This window comes from Methylobacterium sp. A49B (assembly GCF_053346215.1).
Genome location: NZ_JBKFBO010000139.1, coordinates 32,389 through 50,007, shown reverse-complemented (window position 1 = coordinate 50,007; position 17,619 = coordinate 32,389). Strand labels below are relative to the sequence as shown.

Annotated in this window: 22 protein-coding genes and 1 pseudogene; 17 read left to right on the top strand and 6 right to left on the bottom strand. The window is 66.8% G+C overall.

Translation table 11 applies throughout. From position 1 onward, the window contains the following. Positions 1 to 205: 205 nt before the first annotated feature. The 3 genes and pseudogenes from ACLBX9_RS28610 to ACLBX9_RS28600 form a co-directional block, all read left to right on the top strand. On the top strand, positions 206 to 865 hold the full coding sequence (locus tag ACLBX9_RS28610; RefSeq protein ID WP_447721278.1) for a peroxiredoxin: 660 nt from the start codon (positions 206 to 208) through the stop codon (positions 863 to 865). After that, on the top strand, positions 865 to 1,251 hold the full coding sequence (locus ACLBX9_RS28605; protein WP_447721277.1) for an ArsR/SmtB family transcription factor: 387 nt from the start codon (positions 865 to 867) through the stop codon (positions 1,249 to 1,251). Before ACLBX9_RS28610 ends, ACLBX9_RS28605 begins: the two co-directional genes overlap by 1 nt. Before the next feature lie 61 nt (positions 1,252 to 1,312). Beyond that, a pseudogene (locus ACLBX9_RS28600) lies at positions 1,313 to 1,420 on the top strand (YeeE/YedE family protein); the annotation flags it as partial. Between the two features lie 243 nt (positions 1,421 to 1,663). On the opposite strand, the gene ACLBX9_RS28595 reads toward ACLBX9_RS28600, so the two are convergent. Next, positions 1,664 to 3,340, bottom strand: a complete 1,677-nt coding sequence (locus ACLBX9_RS28595) for a TIGR01244 family sulfur transferase (RefSeq protein WP_447721276.1) — start codon at positions 3,338 to 3,340, stop codon at positions 1,664 to 1,666. Between the two features lie 216 nt (positions 3,341 to 3,556). Here ACLBX9_RS28595 and ACLBX9_RS28590 point away from each other — a divergent pair, with 216 nt between their 5' ends. From ACLBX9_RS28590 to ACLBX9_RS28575, 4 genes are all read left to right on the top strand, one after another. Further along, positions 3,557 to 4,342: a sulfite exporter TauE/SafE family protein gene (locus tag ACLBX9_RS28590; RefSeq protein WP_447721275.1), complete on the top strand. Its 786-nt coding sequence runs from the start codon at positions 3,557 to 3,559 to the stop codon at positions 4,340 to 4,342. A 74-nt stretch (positions 4,343 to 4,416) separates the two neighbouring features. Beyond that, a complete protein-coding gene (locus tag ACLBX9_RS28585; RefSeq protein ID WP_342141158.1) occupies positions 4,417 to 4,629 on the top strand; it encodes a YgaP family membrane protein in 213 nt (70 codons plus the stop codon). Between the two features lie 37 nt (positions 4,630 to 4,666). Beyond that, positions 4,667 to 5,566 (top strand): MBL fold metallo-hydrolase, encoded by a 900-nt coding sequence (locus tag ACLBX9_RS28580; protein WP_447721274.1) that lies wholly within the window; start codon positions 4,667 to 4,669, stop codon positions 5,564 to 5,566. Positions 5,567 to 5,599: 33 nt separating this feature from the next. After that, entirely contained in the window at positions 5,600 to 6,643 is a 1,044-nt protein-coding gene (locus ACLBX9_RS28575) for a YeeE/YedE family protein (RefSeq protein WP_447721273.1), read from the top strand. Positions 6,644 to 6,656: 13 nt separating this feature from the next. Here the strand turns inward: ACLBX9_RS28575 and ACLBX9_RS28570 are convergent, their stop codons facing one another. Beyond that, entirely contained in the window at positions 6,657 to 7,013 is a 357-nt protein-coding gene (locus ACLBX9_RS28570) for an ArsR/SmtB family transcription factor (protein ID WP_043379005.1), read from the bottom strand. A gap of 33 nt (positions 7,014 to 7,046) precedes the next feature. Beyond that, the gene (locus ACLBX9_RS28565) at positions 7,047 to 7,235 is read right to left on the bottom strand and encodes a hypothetical protein (protein ID WP_447721272.1); all 189 of its coding nucleotides are present in this window, start codon (positions 7,233 to 7,235) and stop codon (positions 7,047 to 7,049) included. A 406-nt stretch (positions 7,236 to 7,641) separates the two neighbouring features. Between ACLBX9_RS28565 and ACLBX9_RS28560 the strand changes: the two genes are divergently transcribed. From ACLBX9_RS28560 to ACLBX9_RS28515, 10 genes are all read left to right on the top strand, one after another. Then, complete coding sequence (locus ACLBX9_RS28560; protein WP_447721271.1) at positions 7,642 to 8,217, top strand: thioredoxin family protein; 576 nt, start codon at positions 7,642 to 7,644, stop codon at positions 8,215 to 8,217. A 167-nt stretch (positions 8,218 to 8,384) separates the two neighbouring features. Then, on the top strand, positions 8,385 to 8,861 hold the full coding sequence (gene soxX / locus ACLBX9_RS28555) for a sulfur oxidation c-type cytochrome SoxX (RefSeq protein WP_010682139.1): 477 nt from the start codon (positions 8,385 to 8,387) through the stop codon (positions 8,859 to 8,861). A gap of 27 nt (positions 8,862 to 8,888) precedes the next feature. Next, the gene (gene soxY / locus ACLBX9_RS28550) at positions 8,889 to 9,359 is read left to right on the top strand and encodes a thiosulfate oxidation carrier protein SoxY (RefSeq protein ID WP_010682138.1); all 471 of its coding nucleotides are present in this window, start codon (positions 8,889 to 8,891) and stop codon (positions 9,357 to 9,359) included. Positions 9,360 to 9,398: 39 nt separating this feature from the next. Then, positions 9,399 to 9,728 carry a thiosulfate oxidation carrier complex protein SoxZ gene (gene soxZ, locus ACLBX9_RS28545; RefSeq protein ID WP_447721270.1) on the top strand — a complete coding sequence of 110 codons (330 nt, stop codon included), beginning with the start codon at positions 9,399 to 9,401 and terminating at the stop codon, positions 9,726 to 9,728. 59 nt (positions 9,729 to 9,787) lie between these two features. After that, positions 9,788 to 10,651 (top strand): sulfur oxidation c-type cytochrome SoxA, encoded by an 864-nt coding sequence (gene soxA, locus ACLBX9_RS28540; RefSeq protein ID WP_447721269.1) that lies wholly within the window; start codon positions 9,788 to 9,790, stop codon positions 10,649 to 10,651. A 15-nt stretch (positions 10,652 to 10,666) separates the two neighbouring features. Continuing rightward, the gene (gene soxB / locus ACLBX9_RS28535; RefSeq protein WP_447721268.1) at positions 10,667 to 12,346 is read left to right on the top strand and encodes a thiosulfohydrolase SoxB; all 1,680 of its coding nucleotides are present in this window, start codon (positions 10,667 to 10,669) and stop codon (positions 12,344 to 12,346) included. Between the two features lie 53 nt (positions 12,347 to 12,399). Further along, entirely contained in the window at positions 12,400 to 13,707 is a 1,308-nt protein-coding gene (gene soxC / locus ACLBX9_RS28530; RefSeq protein WP_447721267.1) for a sulfite dehydrogenase, read from the top strand. Then, a complete protein-coding gene (locus ACLBX9_RS28525) occupies positions 13,691 to 14,368 on the top strand; it encodes a c-type cytochrome (RefSeq protein WP_122160742.1) in 678 nt (225 codons plus the stop codon). The genes soxC and ACLBX9_RS28525 overlap by 17 nt, the downstream gene beginning before the upstream one ends. Beyond that, positions 14,368 to 15,315 carry an MBL fold metallo-hydrolase gene (locus tag ACLBX9_RS28520; RefSeq protein WP_447721266.1) on the top strand — a complete coding sequence of 316 codons (948 nt, stop codon included), beginning with the start codon at positions 14,368 to 14,370 and terminating at the stop codon, positions 15,313 to 15,315. Before ACLBX9_RS28525 ends, ACLBX9_RS28520 begins: the two co-directional genes overlap by 1 nt. Positions 15,316 to 15,378: 63 nt before the next feature. Then, positions 15,379 to 15,840, top strand: coding sequence for a DsrE family protein (locus ACLBX9_RS28515; protein WP_447721265.1), 462 nt, complete (start codon positions 15,379 to 15,381; stop codon positions 15,838 to 15,840). 28 nt (positions 15,841 to 15,868) lie between these two features. On the opposite strand, the gene ACLBX9_RS28510 is transcribed toward ACLBX9_RS28515, so the two are convergent. From ACLBX9_RS28510 to ACLBX9_RS28500, 3 genes are read right to left on the bottom strand one after another with little or no spacing between them, the layout of a single operon-like run. Beyond that, positions 15,869 to 16,432 carry a hypothetical protein gene (locus tag ACLBX9_RS28510; RefSeq protein WP_447721264.1) on the bottom strand — a complete coding sequence of 188 codons (564 nt, stop codon included), beginning with the start codon at positions 16,430 to 16,432 and terminating at the stop codon, positions 15,869 to 15,871. Positions 16,433 to 16,464: 32 nt separating this feature from the next. Then, positions 16,465 to 17,184, bottom strand: coding sequence for a cytochrome c biogenesis CcdA family protein (locus ACLBX9_RS28505; RefSeq protein WP_447721263.1), 720 nt, complete (start codon positions 17,182 to 17,184; stop codon positions 16,465 to 16,467). A gap of 7 nt (positions 17,185 to 17,191) precedes the next feature. Continuing rightward, positions 17,192 to 17,581: a thioredoxin family protein gene (locus ACLBX9_RS28500; RefSeq protein ID WP_122160737.1), complete on the bottom strand. Its 390-nt coding sequence runs from the start codon at positions 17,579 to 17,581 to the stop codon at positions 17,192 to 17,194. Between the last annotated feature and the right edge of the window lie 38 nt (positions 17,582 to 17,619).

Here is a 17,619-nt window from a genome sequence, read left to right as displayed (position 1 = left end):
TGGGGACGTCCGCGAGGTCAAGCATGGATCGCACCGACCCTGGCCAGCCGCCGGAACGTCGCCCCGCCTTCATATGCCCAGGCTCAGGCATGTCAATACATATTTGTGATATGATCCCAGAAAGGAATACCAAATCACATATTGACCCGCGATCTCTTGGTAGTCATGATGTGCGAAATCCGCCCTCAGTTATGAGCTTTGTTTTATGAGTATCGAAATCGACGACGATCCGCTCGCGCCGCCGCCCGCGTGTCCGCCAATCATAGGGGACGCGGCGCCGAACTTCCGCGCGCGGACGACGATGGGCGCGAGGATGCTCGCTTCGTATCGCGGACGCTGGCTGGTCTTCTTCTCCCACCCGGCGGACTTCACTCCAGTCTGCACCAGCGAGTTCGTTGCGTTCGCCAATGCCTACGACGCCTTTCGGGATATCGACTGCGACCTGCTTGCTCTATCCGTCGACAGCCTTTCCTCCCACCTGGCCTGGAAGCACAGCATCGAGCAGCGTTTCGGCGTGCGGGTGCCCTTCCCCATCGTGGAGGATCCCGCCATGGGCATCGCCCGGGCCTACGGCATGCTGCCGGCCGGCTCGACGTCGAGCGCCACCGTCCGGACCACGTTCGTCATCGATCCGGAAGGCATCGTGCGGGCGCTGATTGCCTACCCACTGACGGTGGGTCGTAGCATCGCCGAGATCCTTCGGCTGGTGCAGGCGCTCCAAGCCTGCGACGCATCGGACGTCTCGACGCCGGAGGGATGGCGACCTGGCGACCAGGTGCTTGTGAATCCGCCGCTCACAAGCGACGAGATCGCCCAGCCAGGCGCTGCGGGGCAGGACTGGTACTATCGCTTGGGAAGCCTGTGATGGCCTCCGGCACGGACGAGGCGACAGCGATCCGGGTCGCCGACCTGCTCAAGGTCGCCGCCAACCCGAACCGGCTGCGCATCCTGTATCTCCTGGCGGAGGGAGAGCGGTCCGTCTCGGAGATCGAGCAGCAGCTCGGCATCCGCCAACCGACGCTGTCGCAGCAGCTCGGGGAGCTGCGCAACGCCGAGGTCGTGGCCACGCGGCGCGAACACAAAGTGGTGTTCTACAGCCTGAGCGACGCCCGCATGCAGACCCTCCTCGACGCGTTCGACGACATCCTGATCGCGGGCCGACCGCGGAGAAGCTTGCCCGCGCGCAGCCCGGATGCGCGAGCGCGGGCGCTCGGCCAGGCGGCGATGTTCGGTCAGGTCGGAGAACCTTGATGGACGCTGTCGCCCCGTTCCTCGCGCCGCTCGCCGGCGCTGCCCAGTCCTGCATCTGTTGGGCCTGGCTGGCCTCTGTCCCGGTCCAGCGCGCGCCGGGCTTTCCTTAGGCCTTCCGCAAATCGCCCTGTTCGTGGCGGCGACGCCAGTCGGCAAGGTGGCTCACGACCTCGCCGGTAGCCAACGGCGCGGGCCGGCCGGAGCGAACAGTCGCGTGCCCGGCCTATCGGGGCGCAATGGTGCCGCGACGGGAACCCGAGCCTCAGCCCAGTGGCCTTGCCGGCGCTGCCGCGCCGCTCCAAACACGTGCCTCACGGTCCGGAACCCTAGCTGTCGGCTGAGGGCAGGCGACTGAGCCCGCATCGTCGACGCACAGCGAGCGGCGCCGGGACAAAGCCGGCGCCGCTTAGCTTCAGGCGGCTGCCTTCTCCGGCTTAGCCATCCATTCGCGTCCCTTGAGCATGGCCTTCCAATAGATCGGAGGCAGCATCCGCTCCTTCAGGAGCCATGCAAGGTGGCTCGGCTTCGTCCCGTCGATCAGCCATGCGGGGAAGCTCGGCATGAGTTTGCCTCCGTAGCCGAACTCCGCGAGCAGGATCTTACCTCGCTCGACCGTAAGTGGGCACGAGCCGTAGCCGTCGTAGGCGACCTCGGCGCCGCGAAGGTGGCCCATCTCGACGAGGAGGTTGTGGGCCACCACAGGCGCCTGCTTGCGCGCGGCGGCGGCGGTCTTGGCGTTGGGCGCGTTGCAGGCGTCGCCGAGCGCGTAGACCTCGGGGAAGCGACGGTGTCGGAGGCTCCCAGGGTCCACGTCGACCCAGCCTGCGGCATCGGCCAGGGGCGAGACGCGGACGAAGTCGGGCGCCTGCTGCGGCGGCACGACGTGGATCATGTCGAAGCCGGTCTCAACCGTCTCGCTGCTGCCGGCCTCCGGCTTGCGCGAGAACCACGCGCGCCGGGCCGGACCGTCAATCCGGGTCAGGGTGTGATTGAAATTCAGGTTCGCGTCGTAGCGCTTCACGTATTCCATCAGGGCCGGGACGTATTCCTTCACGCCGAACAGGACCAGACCGGCATTGTAGAGCTCGACCGCGATGTCCCCGAGCCGCCCCTGCCGCAGCCAGTGGTCGGCGGAAAGGTACATCGCCTTCTGTGGCGCGCCGGCGCACTTGATCGGCATCGGCGGCTGCGTGAACACGGCGCGGCCCGCGCGCAGATTCCGCACGAGATCCCAGGTGTAGGGTGCGAGGTCGTAGCGGTAGTTCGAGGTGACCCCGTTCCGCCCGAGAGTCTCGGCGAGCCCCTCGATGCCGGCCCAATTAAGCTTGAGGCCGGGCGCGACCACGAGGCGGTCGTAGCGCACCACCCGGCACCCCTCCAGGATCACCGCCTTGCGCTCGGGCTCGAAGGCGGCGACCGCCGCCTTGATCCAGCGCACCCCGTCCGGAATCAGGGAAGCCATGGTCCTGGCCGTGGCGGCTGGCTCGAACACCCCGCCGCCGACCATCGTCCAGCCCGGCTGGTAGTAGTGCACGTCCGCCGGATCGATGACGGCGATGTCGAGGTCGGGCCTGCGGGCTTTCAGGCTCGCCGCGACGGCGATTCCGCCGGCCCCGCCGCCGACGACGACCACGCTGTGGAACTGGTCGTCGTGCTCGGTAGGAACCCGGCCGCCAGCGGCGAGGCGCCGGACGACGCCGCTCAGATCGTATCCGGCCGCCTTGGTGACAGCCAGGATGTCCGGAAGCGGCCGCGCAGCTGCCGCCTCGCCGAGCGCCCAAAGCGTCGCGGAGCGAGTCCCCGTGCGGCAGAAGGCGAGCACCGGCTTCGGCAGGGCCGCGAGCTCGTCGCGGAAGGCCATTACATCCCCATCCGTCACCTTGCCCGACGTGACGGGTAGGTACCGCGCCTCCAGACCGGCCGCACGCGCGGAGGCCTCCACCTCCCTGAAGCCCGGCTGGTCGCCGCCTTCGCCGTCGGGGCGATTGCAGATCACCGCCCGGAAGCCCGCCTTAGCCGCCGCCGCGAGACCGGAGGGGGCGAGCTGACCTGTCACCGACAGGTCCGGAGAGAGGCGTTTGACGTCCATGGCGGGATCCTCATCTGATAGATTTATATTATGAATTGCGATTTCTGTAAATCAAATGTTGACCTTCACCGCAAGGAGGATCATCAGTGACGAAATCGACGGTCTTTCATTTTGTTTTTTTATAAAATGACGGGTGCGTTGGGATCGGGGCTTGCCGGCCGCCGACTGGTTCGACCGGTCGTCGGCCAGTCCCCTGGACGCGGAGGTCACCGGCCGATGAATGCGCTTCCCGCCATCCTGTCCGGCTCGGGGGTCGGCTTCACGCTCGGCCTCATCGGCGGCGGCGGCTCGATCCTGGCGACGCCGCTTCTGCTGTACGTGGTCGGCATGGCCCAGCCGCACCTCGCCATCGGGACCGGCGCGCTGGCGGTCGCGGCCAACGCGTTCCTGACCCTCGGCGGGCACGCCAGGTCCGGCAACGTGCGATGTCGCTGCGCCGCCGTGTTCGCTGGGGTCGGCATCCTGGGCGCCCTCGTCGGCTCGACGTTCGGCAAAGCAGTCGACGGCCAGCGCCTGCTCTTCCTCTTCGCGATGCTGATGGTCGTCGTCGGCATCCACATGCTGCGGGGTCGCAAGGTTCAGGGTGGAACCTCGGAGCCTGTCGGTTGCGGCCCGGTACCGAGCTGGAAGGTCGTGGCCGTCGCCTTCGCTGTTGGAATCCTCTCGGGCTTCTTCGGGATCGGCGGCGGCTTCCTGATCGTGCCGGGCCTCGTCTTCGCCACCGGCATGCCGCTGATCACCGCGGTCGGCACCTCGCTGCTCGCCGTCGGCGCCTTCGGCCTCGCCACAGCAACGAATTACGCCCTGTCCGGCATGGTCGATTGGGCCGTCGCCGGGGAATTCATCGCTGGCGGCCTCGTCGGCGGTTTCCTGGGTATGCGGCTGGCCAACCGGCTCTCCGATTACAAGGGCGCGCTCAACACGGTGTTCGCCACCGTCATCTTCGGTGTCGCCGGCTACATGCTCTACCGCAACGCCCGCGCCTTCGCCGCGACGCCTTGACCGTCGCTGGGGCGGGCGCCCGGTGCCGCACCCGCTTCGGTGATCGCTACACGGCACCTTCCAGGAAAATCGCCATGATACCCAATGTCGGTAGCATCGATCGCATCCTGCGCCTCGTCGTCGGCCTCTTGGTCGCAGGCCTGGGTTACGTGATGCTCGCAGGAGTCTGGGCCTATGTCGCCGCCGGCATCGGCGTCGTGCTGGCGCTGACCGCCCTGGTCGGCTCCTGCCCCGCCTACGCGATCCTAGGGATCAACACCTGCCGACGCCGGCTTCCCGGCGCCTGACGCCATCCGTCCAAGGACGACTGACTGGAGACAAGCAATGACCGAAGCCCGTGGCCCCGAACCCGTCATCCTAGCCTTCTTCGACGAGCCCACCAACACGGTGAGCTACATTGTGGCCGATCCCGAGACGAAGCAGGCGGCCTTCATCGATCCGGTACTCGACTACGATTACAACGGCGGCAGTGTCGACACCCGCTCCGTCGAGGCGATGCTGACGGCCGCCGAGGAGGCGGGCTACACGGTGGTCTGGACGCTGGAGACCCACGCGCACGCCGACCACCTCTCCGGCTCGCCCTACGTGAAGGCCAAGACCGGCGCGAAGATCGGCATCGGCGAGCACATCAAGGAGGTCCAGAAGATCTTCCGCCCGGTCTTCAACGCCACCGACCTGAAGACCGACGGCAGCGATTTCGACCACCTCTTCGTGGACGGCGAGACGTTTGCCATCGGCAATCTCGCCGTCGAGGTGCTGTACACGCCAGGCCATACGCCGGCTGACATCTGCTACCGCATCGGCGGCCACGTCTTCGTCGGCGACACGCTGTTCATGCCCGATTTCGGTACCGCGCGGGCCGACTTCCCCGGCGGCGACGTGCGCACCCTCTATCGCTCGATCCGCAAGTTGCTGGCCCTGCCTCCGGCGACGGTTCTTCACCTCTGCCACGACTACAAGGCGCCGGGTCGCGACGTGTATGCCTGGGAGACCACGGTCGGCGAGCAGCGCGAGCGCAACGTCCACGTGAAGGAGGGCGTAAGCGAGGAGGAGTTTGCCGCCATGCGCACCGCCCGGGACGCGACCCTGGCTGCGCCGCGCCTTCTGCTGCCGTCGATCCAGGTCAATATCCGCGCCGGCAAGTTTCCCCCGGCCGAGGCGAACGGCGTTCGTTACCTGACCATTCCGGTCAAACTGAAAGGCGGAGCGGAACTGGGTGTTTGACAGGGCTCATCGGTATTGGGCGTACCTGAACCGATGATGGACCTCCTGCCTGCGCATCTCGTTCGGGCGGCACTCGGCCTTGTGCTGGGTGCTGTGCTCGGGATGGTCGCGCGCCGAGGTCGGTTCTGTACGCTGGGCGCCATCGAAGATGCCGTCTATGCGCGTGACACGCGCCGCGCCCGGGCATGGCTGCTGGCGACCGGCATCGCCGTGGTGGGCACGCAGCTTCTGGAATCCGAATTCGGTCTCGACCTCGCCCGGTCGATCTATGCGGGGCCGCGCTTCGAATGGGGCGCGATGATCCTCGGCGGAATGATGTTCGGCTTCGGCATGGCGCTCGTCGGCACCTGCAGTTTCGGCGCGTTGCTGCGGCTCGGCGGGGGAGACCTGCGCGCCCTCCTCGTCCTCCTCGTGCTCGGCCTCTCGGCCTATATGGCGATCAGCGGTGTGACAGCCTTCCTGCGCGTGACGATCACCGCACCGCTCAGCCTCGATCTCGGCAGCCAGCGTCTTGGGGCCTTGTTGAGGCTGGATCGGACCGGCCGCGTAACCTTCAGCGTCATCGCAGGCATCGGTCTCTGCCTCGTGGCGCTGACGGGCAAAGACTTCCGTCGGACTCAGCGGCTCCTCATCGGCGCCATCGCCATCGGGCTCGTCATCGTCGCCGGGTGGTGGACGAACGGGAGTGCAGGCTTCGACGAGTTCGAAACCCGGGCGGTCGGCTCCTTCAGCTTCGCACGGCCGGTCGGCGATACCCTCCTCTACGCCATGCTCGCGAGCGGCACGCGGATCGATTTCGGCGTGACCTCGGTCTTCGGCGTCCTGCTAGGATCCTTCGCGGCGGCGCGCGCCGCGGGAGAATTTCACTGGGAGGCGCCTGACGATGCCCGCGAGGTGAAGCGCCACCTGCTCGGCGCCTTCCTGATGGGCACCGGCGGCGTCACGGCGCTGGGCTGCACCATCGGCCAGGGATTAAGCGGGCTCTCGACGCTCTCGGTCGGCTCGATTCTCGCCCTCGGCGCGATCCTCGTCGGGGCACGCGCGGGGCTCTACTACCTCGTGGACCGACACACCTGAAAGGCTTCGACGGTTACGGTGTCCGTCCGTTGCAGAACGCGCGGTGCAGGGCGGCGATGATCTCGCGAACCTCCGGCCGGGCCAGCGCATAATAGATGTTCTTGCCGTCGCGGCGGGCCTCGACGAGATCGTCGGCCCGTAACCGCGCCAGTTGCTGGGACACGGCCGGCTGCCGCAGGTTCAGCAACTGCTCCAGTTCCGAAACCGAACGCTCGCCCTCGACCAGCAGGCAGAGGATGACCAACCTTGCCTCGTGCCCGAGGGCTTTGAGCAGCTCGCTGGCATCGCGGGCATTGGCCAGCAACAGATCCAGGTCGAGGCTGCCAGGGGCCTCGACGCTCGTCACCGGTTGCGCCTGTTGCAACGGCATCATCCCACCCTTTTCCTCGCCGCCCGAAGCCCGTCACGGGGATCCGGGGAGCCGTTCGAGCAACCGCTCGGCCCGCCCCCAGAAGAAATCCTCACCCGGATAGCCCTCGATCCGGTCGAGCTCGGACCCGTCTTCGACGAGGACGAATGTCGGTGTGTAGCGGATCGGGCGCTTGAGCGTGAGTCCGGGAGGGAGGCCTGCGTCGAGATCGACACGGCGCAACGGCGCCCGCTTCCCAATATCCGTCTTCGGGTAGATCGGCCCGATCTCCTTGTCCCAGGCCTTGGTCCCAGGCCTTGCACCACGGGCAGCCGCGCCGCTCGAACTTGATCAGCTCGGCGGCCTCGACGATGCCGGGCCATAGGGCGAACCCGCACGCCCCCGCCATGACCGCTCGCCTCGTTCCCCGCATCGGCTTTCCCAAGCCCAAGACCACCGATCCTGATATAGCAAAAGACGAATGTGTTCGAGGGGCAACGGCGCAGCCGCCGGGATCGTGACCGCCAATACCGGGAAACCGCCGTCGTCCGTGCGGCTTCAGGGGCGGCCAGATGTCAGGAGGACCGGATTGCCAGGGGCAGGACAATCGCTCTACACATGCAGGAACTCGAATATTTGGAGGGACGCCATGTCGACCCGGCGCCAGTTCCTGGCGGCTGCCCTCGCGCTCGGCCTGCCCTCTAAAACCATGGCCCAGGCGATCCAGGGCGATGACGGCCTCTACCGGGAGCCCTGGTTCCTCGAAAGCTTCCTCGATCTCCCCGACGATCTGAAGACGGCGCGGGAGCACGGCAAACGCCTCGCCATCCTCTGGGAGTTGAAGGGCTGCCCCTTCTGCAAGCAAATCCATCTCGTGAACTTCGCGGATCCGGCGACGAGCGCCTTCATCCGCGAGCGTTTCGAGATCCTGCAACTGAACTTCATCGGTTCACGGGAGGTCACCGATTTCGACGGGCAGACCCTTCCCGAGAAAGCTTTCGCTGTGAAGTACGGCATCCGGTCTACGCCGACCGTCCAGTTCTTTCCGGCCGAGGAAACGGCGCTCGCGAGCAAGCCGCCCCAGCAGCGCGAGGTCTTGCGAATGCGGGGCTACGTGCCGCCGGAGGAGTTCCGCCGCTCCTTCGCCTTCGTGGCCGAGCGCGCCGACGAGCGGACGACCCTGGAGGATTACCTACGCTCCCCGGAGACGGCGAAGCGGGGCTGACAGTCGGGCCGCGAGAGTCAGCGGCCTCGCAATTCCAGCTTGACTTGAAAGCGATCCGCGTCAAACTTGCAATAATTCGCATATGTCGATGGGTTCGCCCATCGGCATAGCGAGCGGTCTGAAACGACCGCACCCGCCGCAAAGACGGCGCACCGAGGAAACGCCAGATGCGCAGGCCGATCACAGCCTTTGCGCTCGCAGGACTTTGCGTCCTCGCGACCGCCGCCGGAGCCGAGACAGCTTCCACCGGGCTCGCCCCGTTCAAGATCGTCGCCATCGACGGCAGCGACGCCATCCCCGCGCCGCTCACCGACAAGCCGGGGGATGCGTCGGCCGGCGCGAAGGTCGTCGTGAACCGGCGCCAGGGCAATTGCCTCGGCTGCCATCAGGTCTCGTCGCTCAAGGGCGAATCCTTCCACGGCGAGGTCGGGCCCTCCCTCGACGGCGTCGCAGGCCGGTGGGACGCGGCCCATCTGCGGATGATCATCGTCAACCCAAAGCACGTCTTCACCGAGGCGACTGTGATGCCGGCCTTCTACCGGATCGACGGCCTCCACCGCGTGCGCGCCGAATTCCAGGGCAAGCCGATCCTGACCGCGCAGCAGGTCGAGGACGTCGTCGCCTACCTCACGACCTTGAAGTGATCTCGCGGGCTGAAGGAGCCGCTTGCCATGACCTCTGCCAAGATTCCCGCACTGAGCCGCCGCCAAGCCCTGGCCTTCGGCACCGGCGCCATGGTGGCTACCGCCTTCGCTTTCCGCGCCGGCCCGGCCCTGGCGGCGAAGCCCGCGACCGATGAGGCCATCAAGGCCTTCACCCGCGGCAAGGAGCCGGTGAAGGGCAGGGTCAAGCTCGAACTCCCCGAGATCGCCGAGAACGGCAACACCGTGCCGATGACGGTGAGCGTCGACGGGCCGATGACGGCGGAAAGCTACGTCGAGGAGGTGATGATCGTCGCCGAGGGCAACCCGAACCCTGGCGTCATCAGCTTCCACTTCACGCCGTCGAGCGTCGCGGAGGCGAACACCCGGATCCGTCTCGCAGAGACCCAGAACGTCATCGCGGTCGCCCGCATGAACGACGGCTCGGTCTTCAGCGACGTCCGCCAGGTGAAAGTCACCATCGGCGGCTGCGGCGGCTAACCCACACGCGACAGCATCGAACGAGGACGGGAGGACCACATGGCCGACGTGAAGCCGCGGATCAAACTGGACAAAAAGGAGGTCGCCAAGGGCGGCATCATCGAGGTGAAGACGCTCGTCTCCCATACGATGGAGTCCGGTCAGCGCAAGGACAAGGACGGGAAGACGATCCCGCGCAAGATCCTGAACAAGTTCACCTGTGACCTGAACGGCAAGACGATCTTCAGCGCTGATATCGAGAGCGCAGTCTCCGCCAATCCCTACCTCCAGTTCAAGATCAAGCCCGAGGAATCCGGAGCGCTGACTTTTACCTGGGTCGATGACGACGGGTCGAAGATCCAGGCTACCGAGCAGATCAAGGTCGCCTGACGCGCGCCCGGGGCCGTTCGCCCCGGAGCGCCTTTCCCCGCCGCGCCGGAGCCCTCACCATGGTCCGCCCAACTTTCGCCTTTACAGCGCTCGCGCTCGTCGCGTTGGCCGTCGCGCCGCACGCACAGGACATGCCGTCGGCGCCCGTCGCGAAGGAAGCGTCCGAGCGCCCGGCGTGGCAGGCGCACGGCATGAAGCCCCAGAGCCCGGATTCTCCGTTCGAGGAAGTCGTCTCGGGCCTGTATTTCCGCTCCAAGGAAACGCAGGAAATGCAGGCCGACGACTTCAACAATCCAGGCTTCCTCGCCGTCGAGCAGGGCGAGGAACTCTGGTCGAAGGTCGATGGCACGGCCGGCAAGTCCTGCGCGAGCTGCCACAACGAGGCCTCGACCTCGATGAAGGGCGTCGCGGCCGCCTATCCGAAGTGGAACGAGAAGCTCGGAAAGCCGGTCAATCTGGAGCAGCGGATCAACATCTGCCGCAGCGGCGCCCTAAAGGCCGAGCCTTACGCCTTCGGCTCGCCCGAACTCACCGCCATGACAACCTACATCCGCAACCAGTCGCGGGGGATGCCGGTCGCCGTGAAGGTGGACGGGCCGATGACGCCCTGGTTCGAGCGCGGCAAATCGCTCTACTACCAGCGGAACGGCCAGCTCGATCTCGCCTGTGCGAGCTGCCACGAGAAGAACCACGGCAAGTATCTCCGGGCCGACTTCCTCAGCCAGGGGCAGAGCAACGGTTTCCCCGTCTATCGCCTGCGCGACCAGCGGCTGGTGCCGCTCCACGAGCGCATGGAGGGCTGCATGCAGGACGTCCGGGCCACGCCGTTCAAGCCGCTCTCCGACGAGTTCCTCGCCCTGGAGACCTACGTCGCGTGGCGCGGCCTCGGCCTTCCGGTCGAGACGCCCGCCGTGCGCAACTGAAGGTCTGATACCGCTATGACCTCACGCCGCGACTTCCTGCAGATCGCCGCCGCCACAGCGGCCCTGGTGCCGACGGGCTGGACCCGCGCCTTCGCCCAGCAGCGCCTGACCCAGGACGATCTCCTGGCCTTCGAGCCGATGGGCAACGTCACCCTGGTCCACCTGACCGACATCCACGCGCAGTTGCAGCCCGTACTGTTCCGCGAGCCCTCGACCAATCTCGGGGTGGGCGAGGCGCGCGGTCAGGTCCCCCACGTCACCGGACGCGCCTATCTCGACCTCTACGGCATCCCCGGCGGCTCGCCGCTGGCCTATGCGCTGACGCCGGAGGACTACGTCGCTTTGGCCCGCAGCTACGGCCGGATGGGCGGCCTCGACCGCATCGCCACGGTGCTCGACGCGATCCGCGCCGAGCGCGGCGACAAGGTGCTGTTCCTCGACGGCGGCGACACTTGGCAGAACAGCTACACCTCGATGGTGAGCAAGGGCCAGGACATGGTCGACTGCATGGCGCTGCTGAAGCCAGACGCCATGACCGGCCACTGGGAGTTCACTCTCGGCACCGAGCGGGTGAAGGAGATCGTGGACGGGCTCGGCTGCCCGTTCCTCGGCCAGAATGTCCGCGACGCCGAGTGGAACGAGCCGGCCTTCGAATCCACCAAAATGTTCGAGCGCGGCGGCGCGAAGGTCGCGGTGATCGGGCAGGCCTTCCCCTACACGCCCATCGCCAACCCTCGCTGGATGATCCCAAACTGGTCCTTCGGCATCCGTGAGGAGGATGTGCAGGCGAGCGTCGACAAGGCCCGGAAGGACGGCGCCGACCTCGTCGTGCTGCTCTCCCACAACGGCTTCGACGTCGACCGCAAGCTCGCCTCGCGGGCGAAGGGAATCGACGTCGTCCTCACCGGCCACACGCACGATGCGCTTCCGCAGGCGGTGAAGGTCGGCAACACCCTGCTCATCGCCTCGGGCAGCCACGGCAAGTTCCTCACCCGCGTCGACCTCGACGTGCGGGACGGCGCCGTGAAGGGCTACCGCTCGAAGCTCATCCCGATCTTCTCCGATGTCATCGCCCCGCAGAAGGCGATGGCGGCCAAGATCCAGGCGATTCGTGCACCCCACGACACGATGCTGAGCCAGGAACTCGGGCGGACCGAGGCCCTGCTCTACCGGCGCGGCAATTTCAACGGCACCCTCGACGATATGATCTGCGACGCGCTCCTGTCCGAGCGTGAGGCCGACATCGCGCTCTCGCCCGGCTTCCGCTGGGGCACGACCCTTCTGCCCGGACAAGCGATCACCCACGAGGACGTCTACAACGCCACCGCCATCACCTACCCGGCGGCCTACCGGATGCCCATGACCGGCGCCCGGCTGAAGGAGGTGCTGGAGGACGTGGCCGACAACCTCTTCAATGCCGATCCCTACTACCAGCAGGGGGGCGACATGGTGCGGGTGGGGGGCGTGTCCTACGCCATCGACGTCGCCCGTCCGGCTGGCAGCCGCATCTCCGACCTAACCCTGCTGCGCACCGGCAAACCCATCGAGGCCGGCAGCAGCTACACCGTGGCAGGCTGGGCGAGCGTCAATGAGGGGACCGAGGGTCCGCCGATCTGGGACGTCGTCGCCTCGCACATCAAGGCCAAGGGAACGGTGAACCCGACGCCCGCGCAGGTCACCGTCCGTGGCGCCTAGTCGTCTTCAAGATATTCACACATTGCCATACTTGAAACAGTTCGGAGAGACCGATGTCTGAACCGAAGCCGCGCCCCGATCCGTCCGGGCCGACCTCCCGCCGATCCTTCCTGCGCACCAGCCTCGCTCTCGGCGGAGCGGTCGGCGCCGGGGTGGGAACCGGGGCTTTCGCGGGCCGTGCGGCCGCCGCCGGGCCGGAGGCGAAGAACCTGCCGCCGAACGTGCCGGAATGGTCGCAATCCCTCGGTGACGGTGTCGTGAGCCGGCCCTATGGCCGCCCCTCGAAGTTCGAGGCGGACGTGATCCGCCGCGACGTTGAATGGCTGACCGCCTCTCGCCAGAGCTCGGTGAGCTTCACGCCGCTGCACCAGCTTGAGGGGATCATCACCCCCAACGGCCTCGGCTTCGAGCGCCACCATGGCGGCATTGCCGAGATCGACCCGGCCGAGCACCGGTTGATGATCCACGGCCTCGTCGAGAAGCCGCTGATGCTGACGCTGGAGGACATCAAGCGCTTCCCCCGCGTCAACCGGATCGCCTTCCTCGAATGCGCGGCCAATTCCGGCATGGAGTGGAAGGGCGCGCAGCTCAACGGCTGCCAGTTCACCCACGGCATGATCCACTGCGTCATGTATACGGGCGTGCCGCTCAAGCGCCTGCTCGAAGAGGCGGGTCTCAAGACGAACGCCAAGTGGCTGCTGCCGGAGGGGGCCGACGCCTCGGCCATGACCCGCTCGGTGCCGATCGAGAAGGCGCTCGACGACGCCATCGTCGCCTACGCCATGAACGGCGAGGCGCTCTATCCCGAGCACGGTTATCCCCTGCGCCTCGTCCTGCCCGGCTGGCAGGGCAATATGTGGGTGAAGTGGCTGCGCCGGATCAAGGTCGGCGACGAGCCCTGGCACACCCGCGAGGAGACCTCGAAGTACACGGCCCTAATGCCGGACGGACAGGCGCGGCGCTTTACCTGGGCCATGGACGCGAAGTCCGTGATCACCAATCCGAGCCCGCAGGCGCCCATTCACGGCAAAGGCTTCACCGTGCTCTCGGGCCTCGCGTGGTCGGGACGCGGGGCGATCAATGGCGTGGACGTTTCCCTCGATGGCGGTCGCAACTGGCGCGCCGCCCGCCTCGACGGTCCGGTCCTCGATAAGGCGCTGACGCGCTTTTATTACGAGTTCGACTGGAACGGTGAGCCGCTGCTGCTCCAGTCCCGCGCCAGGGACGAGACCGGCTATGTGCAGCCGACCAAGGCGGCGCTGCGCCAGCATCGCGGCCTGAACTCGATCTACCACAACAACGGCATCCAGACCTGGCACGTGCTGCCCACCGGGGAGATCGAGAATGTCGAGGTCGCGTAACCTCATTCCGGCCGCCCTTTCGGCCATCCTCTTCGCCGCGACGCCGGTGGCGGCCGAGCGCCTAAACATCGGCCGCGCGGCAACGCCCGAGGAAATCAAGGGCTGGGACATCGACGTGCGGCCGGACGGCCAGGGGCTTCCGGTCGGCAAGGGCACGGCGGCACTCGGTGAGACCATCTTCCAGGAGCGCTGCGCCAGCTGCCACGGCGAGTTCGGCGAAGGCGCGGGCCGGTGGCCGGAACTCGCTGGCGGATCCGGGACCTTGAAGTCGGAGAACCCGGTCAAGACCATTGGGTCCTACTGGCCCTACGTCTCGACCGTCTTCGACTTCGTGCACCGGGCGATGCCGTTCGGCGCGGCCCAGACCCTGACGCCGGACGAGACCTACTCGGTCACGGCCTATCTCCTCTATCTCAACGACATTCTGAAGGATCAGGATTTCGAGGTGAACGAGAAGAACCTCGCCAGCATCCGCCTGCCGAACGAGAAGAACTTCTTCATGGACGACCGCGAGACGGCGGAGAAGGAGTTCTGGACGGCCAAGCCCTGCATGACCAACTGCCTGCCCAAAGAGGCGACCATCACAAGCCATGCGCGCATCCTCGACGTGACGCCCGACAAGGCTGCCGACTCCGCGAAGAAGGCGCCGCCGGTCCAATGATGACCGGCGCCCCTATCCCAGGATCGCGCTGCGACAGGCGTCTCTTCATGGCGGGGCTTGCGGTAGGCCTCGCGAGCGCGTGGCCGACCAACAGCGCGTCGGCCAACCCGGCGGAAGCACTGAAGGTCGGCGGCGCCTCCATCGAGACGGCGAGCGACGGCACGCTGTCCTCCTCCCTCGCGTTCATGCTGCCCAACACGCCGCGCGAGGAGGTGGAGACTGTCTTCAAGGTCGAGGGCCAGCGCGCGGAGGCCGCCCCAATCCCGACGAACGCGAGCCTCGTGCGGATTGGTTCGGAGATCATCCTGATCGATGCTGGCTCGGGCAACTCATTTCAGCCGACGGCGGGCAAGCTCGCAGAGTCATTGGAGAGCCGGAATATTTCGCGCGAGGCGATCACCCAGGTCGTGTTCACGCACGCCCATCCCGATCATCTCTGGGGTGCGATCGACGATTTCGACGACAGCGAACGGTTTCCCAATGCCCGCTACGTGGTGCCGGCGGCGGAATGGGATTTTTGGACCCGCGACGACGTCGAGAACCTGGTGCCCGACTGGCTGAAGGGTCTCTCCGTAGGCTCGCGACGGACCCTGCGCCGTCTTGAGTCGAAGATGGAGCGCCGTAAGCCCGGCGAGAGCATCGCTCCCGGCCTCACCTACGTCGCGACGCCGGGGCATACACCCGGCCACGCCTCCGTCCTGGTCGAAGCGGGGCGGGATCAGGTGCTGATCGGCGGGGATGCCCTGAGCCATGGCGTCCTGTCGTTCCGCCGTCCCGCTTGGGCGTTCGGAAGCGATCTCGACCGCGACCTCGCTTCCCGCACCCGCCTGACCCTGCTGGACCGGTTGGCGACCGAGCGGATGACGCTCGTCGGCTTTCATCTCCCGGGCTCGGGCGTCGGACATGTCGAGCGTGCCGGCGACAGCTATCGATTCGTGCAGACCTGACGAGACAGTTCAAAGAGGAGCGCTCGTCTCGGATCAGGATCGTTCGACAACGGAGGGGACGAGATGATGCTGTCGCGCAGGGGCGTCTCCGGATTGGCCGCGCTGCTGGCCGGGCTTGGGGCGAGCAGGGCCACGGCGGCTCCGGTAACCGGTCCGAAGACCCACCGGGTCGCGATGCAGGTCAGTTCCCGCGAGGGCGGCGTGTTCGATCTCGCCCTCAACAATGCGGTCAACCTCGCGCGCGAATACAGCGAACAGGCCGAGGAACTGGAAGTCGAGATCGTCGCCTATGGCCCAGGCCTGCACATGCTGCGGGCCGACACATCGCCCGTGACGGCGAGGATCCATTCCATAAGCGAGAGCGTGCCCGGGATCGTCCTCTCGGCCTGCGGCAACACAATCAAGGCTATGGAGAAGGCCGAGGGACACCCTTTGGAACTGCTGTCCCACGTCGGCATCGTTCCAGCGGGGGCGGTCCGTCTCGTGACCCTTCAGGAAGCAGGATGGAGCTACCTGCGCGTTTAACTGAGTCCGGTGGGGCGACGAGCTCGTCTCAGCGAATGACGAGCGCCTCGATCCAGCGGGCGCCTGGAACAATGTCCGCACGGGCAGCCTGATCGAACGGGGGCACGGAGGGATCCTGGGGCGGAGCCGCGATGTCATTGAGGTCCACCGCCATCGGCCTTCCAACCAGCCCGTCCTCCGTTTTCTGAAGAGCGTAATAGAGGCCGTTGCTTAACTTGGCTCCGTAGTCGGCCGGCGCCTTGTAGAGGAAGAGCAGGGCGTGCTCCAGCCACGTGAAATCGCCCGGGCGGACTGTTCCCGGGTTCGCGTAGGGATAGGGGACGTGGCACTGGACCTCGGGTCCATCGACGCATTTGAACTCGCGCATCGACAGAAAGAAGTCCTTGAACTTCGTCCGGTCGAGGGTGACGGCGAACCGCGTTGCGTCTGGCCCTGGGGTGAACGTCACGGTGCCGATTGGGATGGACGTACCGTCGCGGGTGAGTAGCTCAAGCTGCTTCGTGCCGACCAATTCCCAAGCATGTGCCGGACCTGCAATCCCAAGGAGGATGGCAGCGTAGAGCAGGCAGGTCCGGAGAAGGTAGGGTCGCATGGGGCGGGCTCTGGAGGCAGATACCATCGAGGTCAGAGGCGGGTCGTCAGGTCGGTGAGCCAAGCCGGCGAGGCGTTGACCAGGACGGTCTCCGCAGCCTTGTCGTAGCCCGTGGCGATCATCAGGCCGGTGGCCACGAGGATGGCGCCCAGGGCGACCTTCAGCCCCTTGCCGAGCCCCATCATCCGGTCGCGCCAGCGCATCAGTACCTCGCGGGACAGCGTGCCGAGGAGCAGGAGCGGAAGGGCGGCGCCGATGCCGAACAGAAGCATCGTTGCCGCCACCGTACCCAGGTCTCGCCCCTGCGATGCGAGGAGGGACGCAGCCCCGAGGGTCGGCCCCACGCAGGGGCTCCAGACCGCCCCGAGCAGCAGCCCGACCCCAAACTGTCCCAGGAGCCCGGCGGTCGAGAAGCCACCGAACCGGCTCTCGGTCCAGTTGCTCACCGGGCCGGCGGCGACGGCAAGCCGGGTCTGGGCGGCCGGAACCATCAGGACGAGTCCGATCAGGACCAGCATGATAGCCGCCACGGTGCGGAAGACATCGGCGTCGAGGCCGAGGGCGAACCCCACGGTCGCCACGAACAGCCCGATGGCCACGAAGGACAGGGCGAGGCCGGCAGCCAGGGCGGCGGGGCCGAGCCTGTGCTCCGATGCCGCCGCGCCCAGAACCAACGGTAGCAACGGCAGCACGCAGGGGGACAGCACCGAGAGGATGCCGGCGAGGAACGCGAGGCCGAACGTCGTGGCCATGGCCGACCTACAACGCCTTCTCGACGGCGCCCTCGATCCACTCTGGCTGGGTGTCGCCGACCGAGCGCCCCGTCTCCTTCTCGCCCTTGAAGGTGATCAGGGTGCTCTGCGTCGTCACGCCGAACCGCTTCAACACGTCCTTGCGGCTGTCGAAGTCGACGTCGAACACCTGGAGGTCCTTGAAGCGAGGCTCGGCCTCCAGCTTGGCCAAGATTGGCTTCTGCGCAGCGCAGACGGTGCACCAGGGCGCTGTGACATGGACGAGGATCGGCTTGCCCGCCTTCTGCGCCGCCTCGAAGGCATCGGGTGTGAAAATCGCCTCGGCGGCTTGGGCGCCTGTGCCGAACAGCAGGGGTGCGGCGGCCAGGGCGCCGAGCAGGATGCGACGGGTGGTCATGGGGCGGCTGTCTCCTTCATGGAATGGCGCGGCGGACG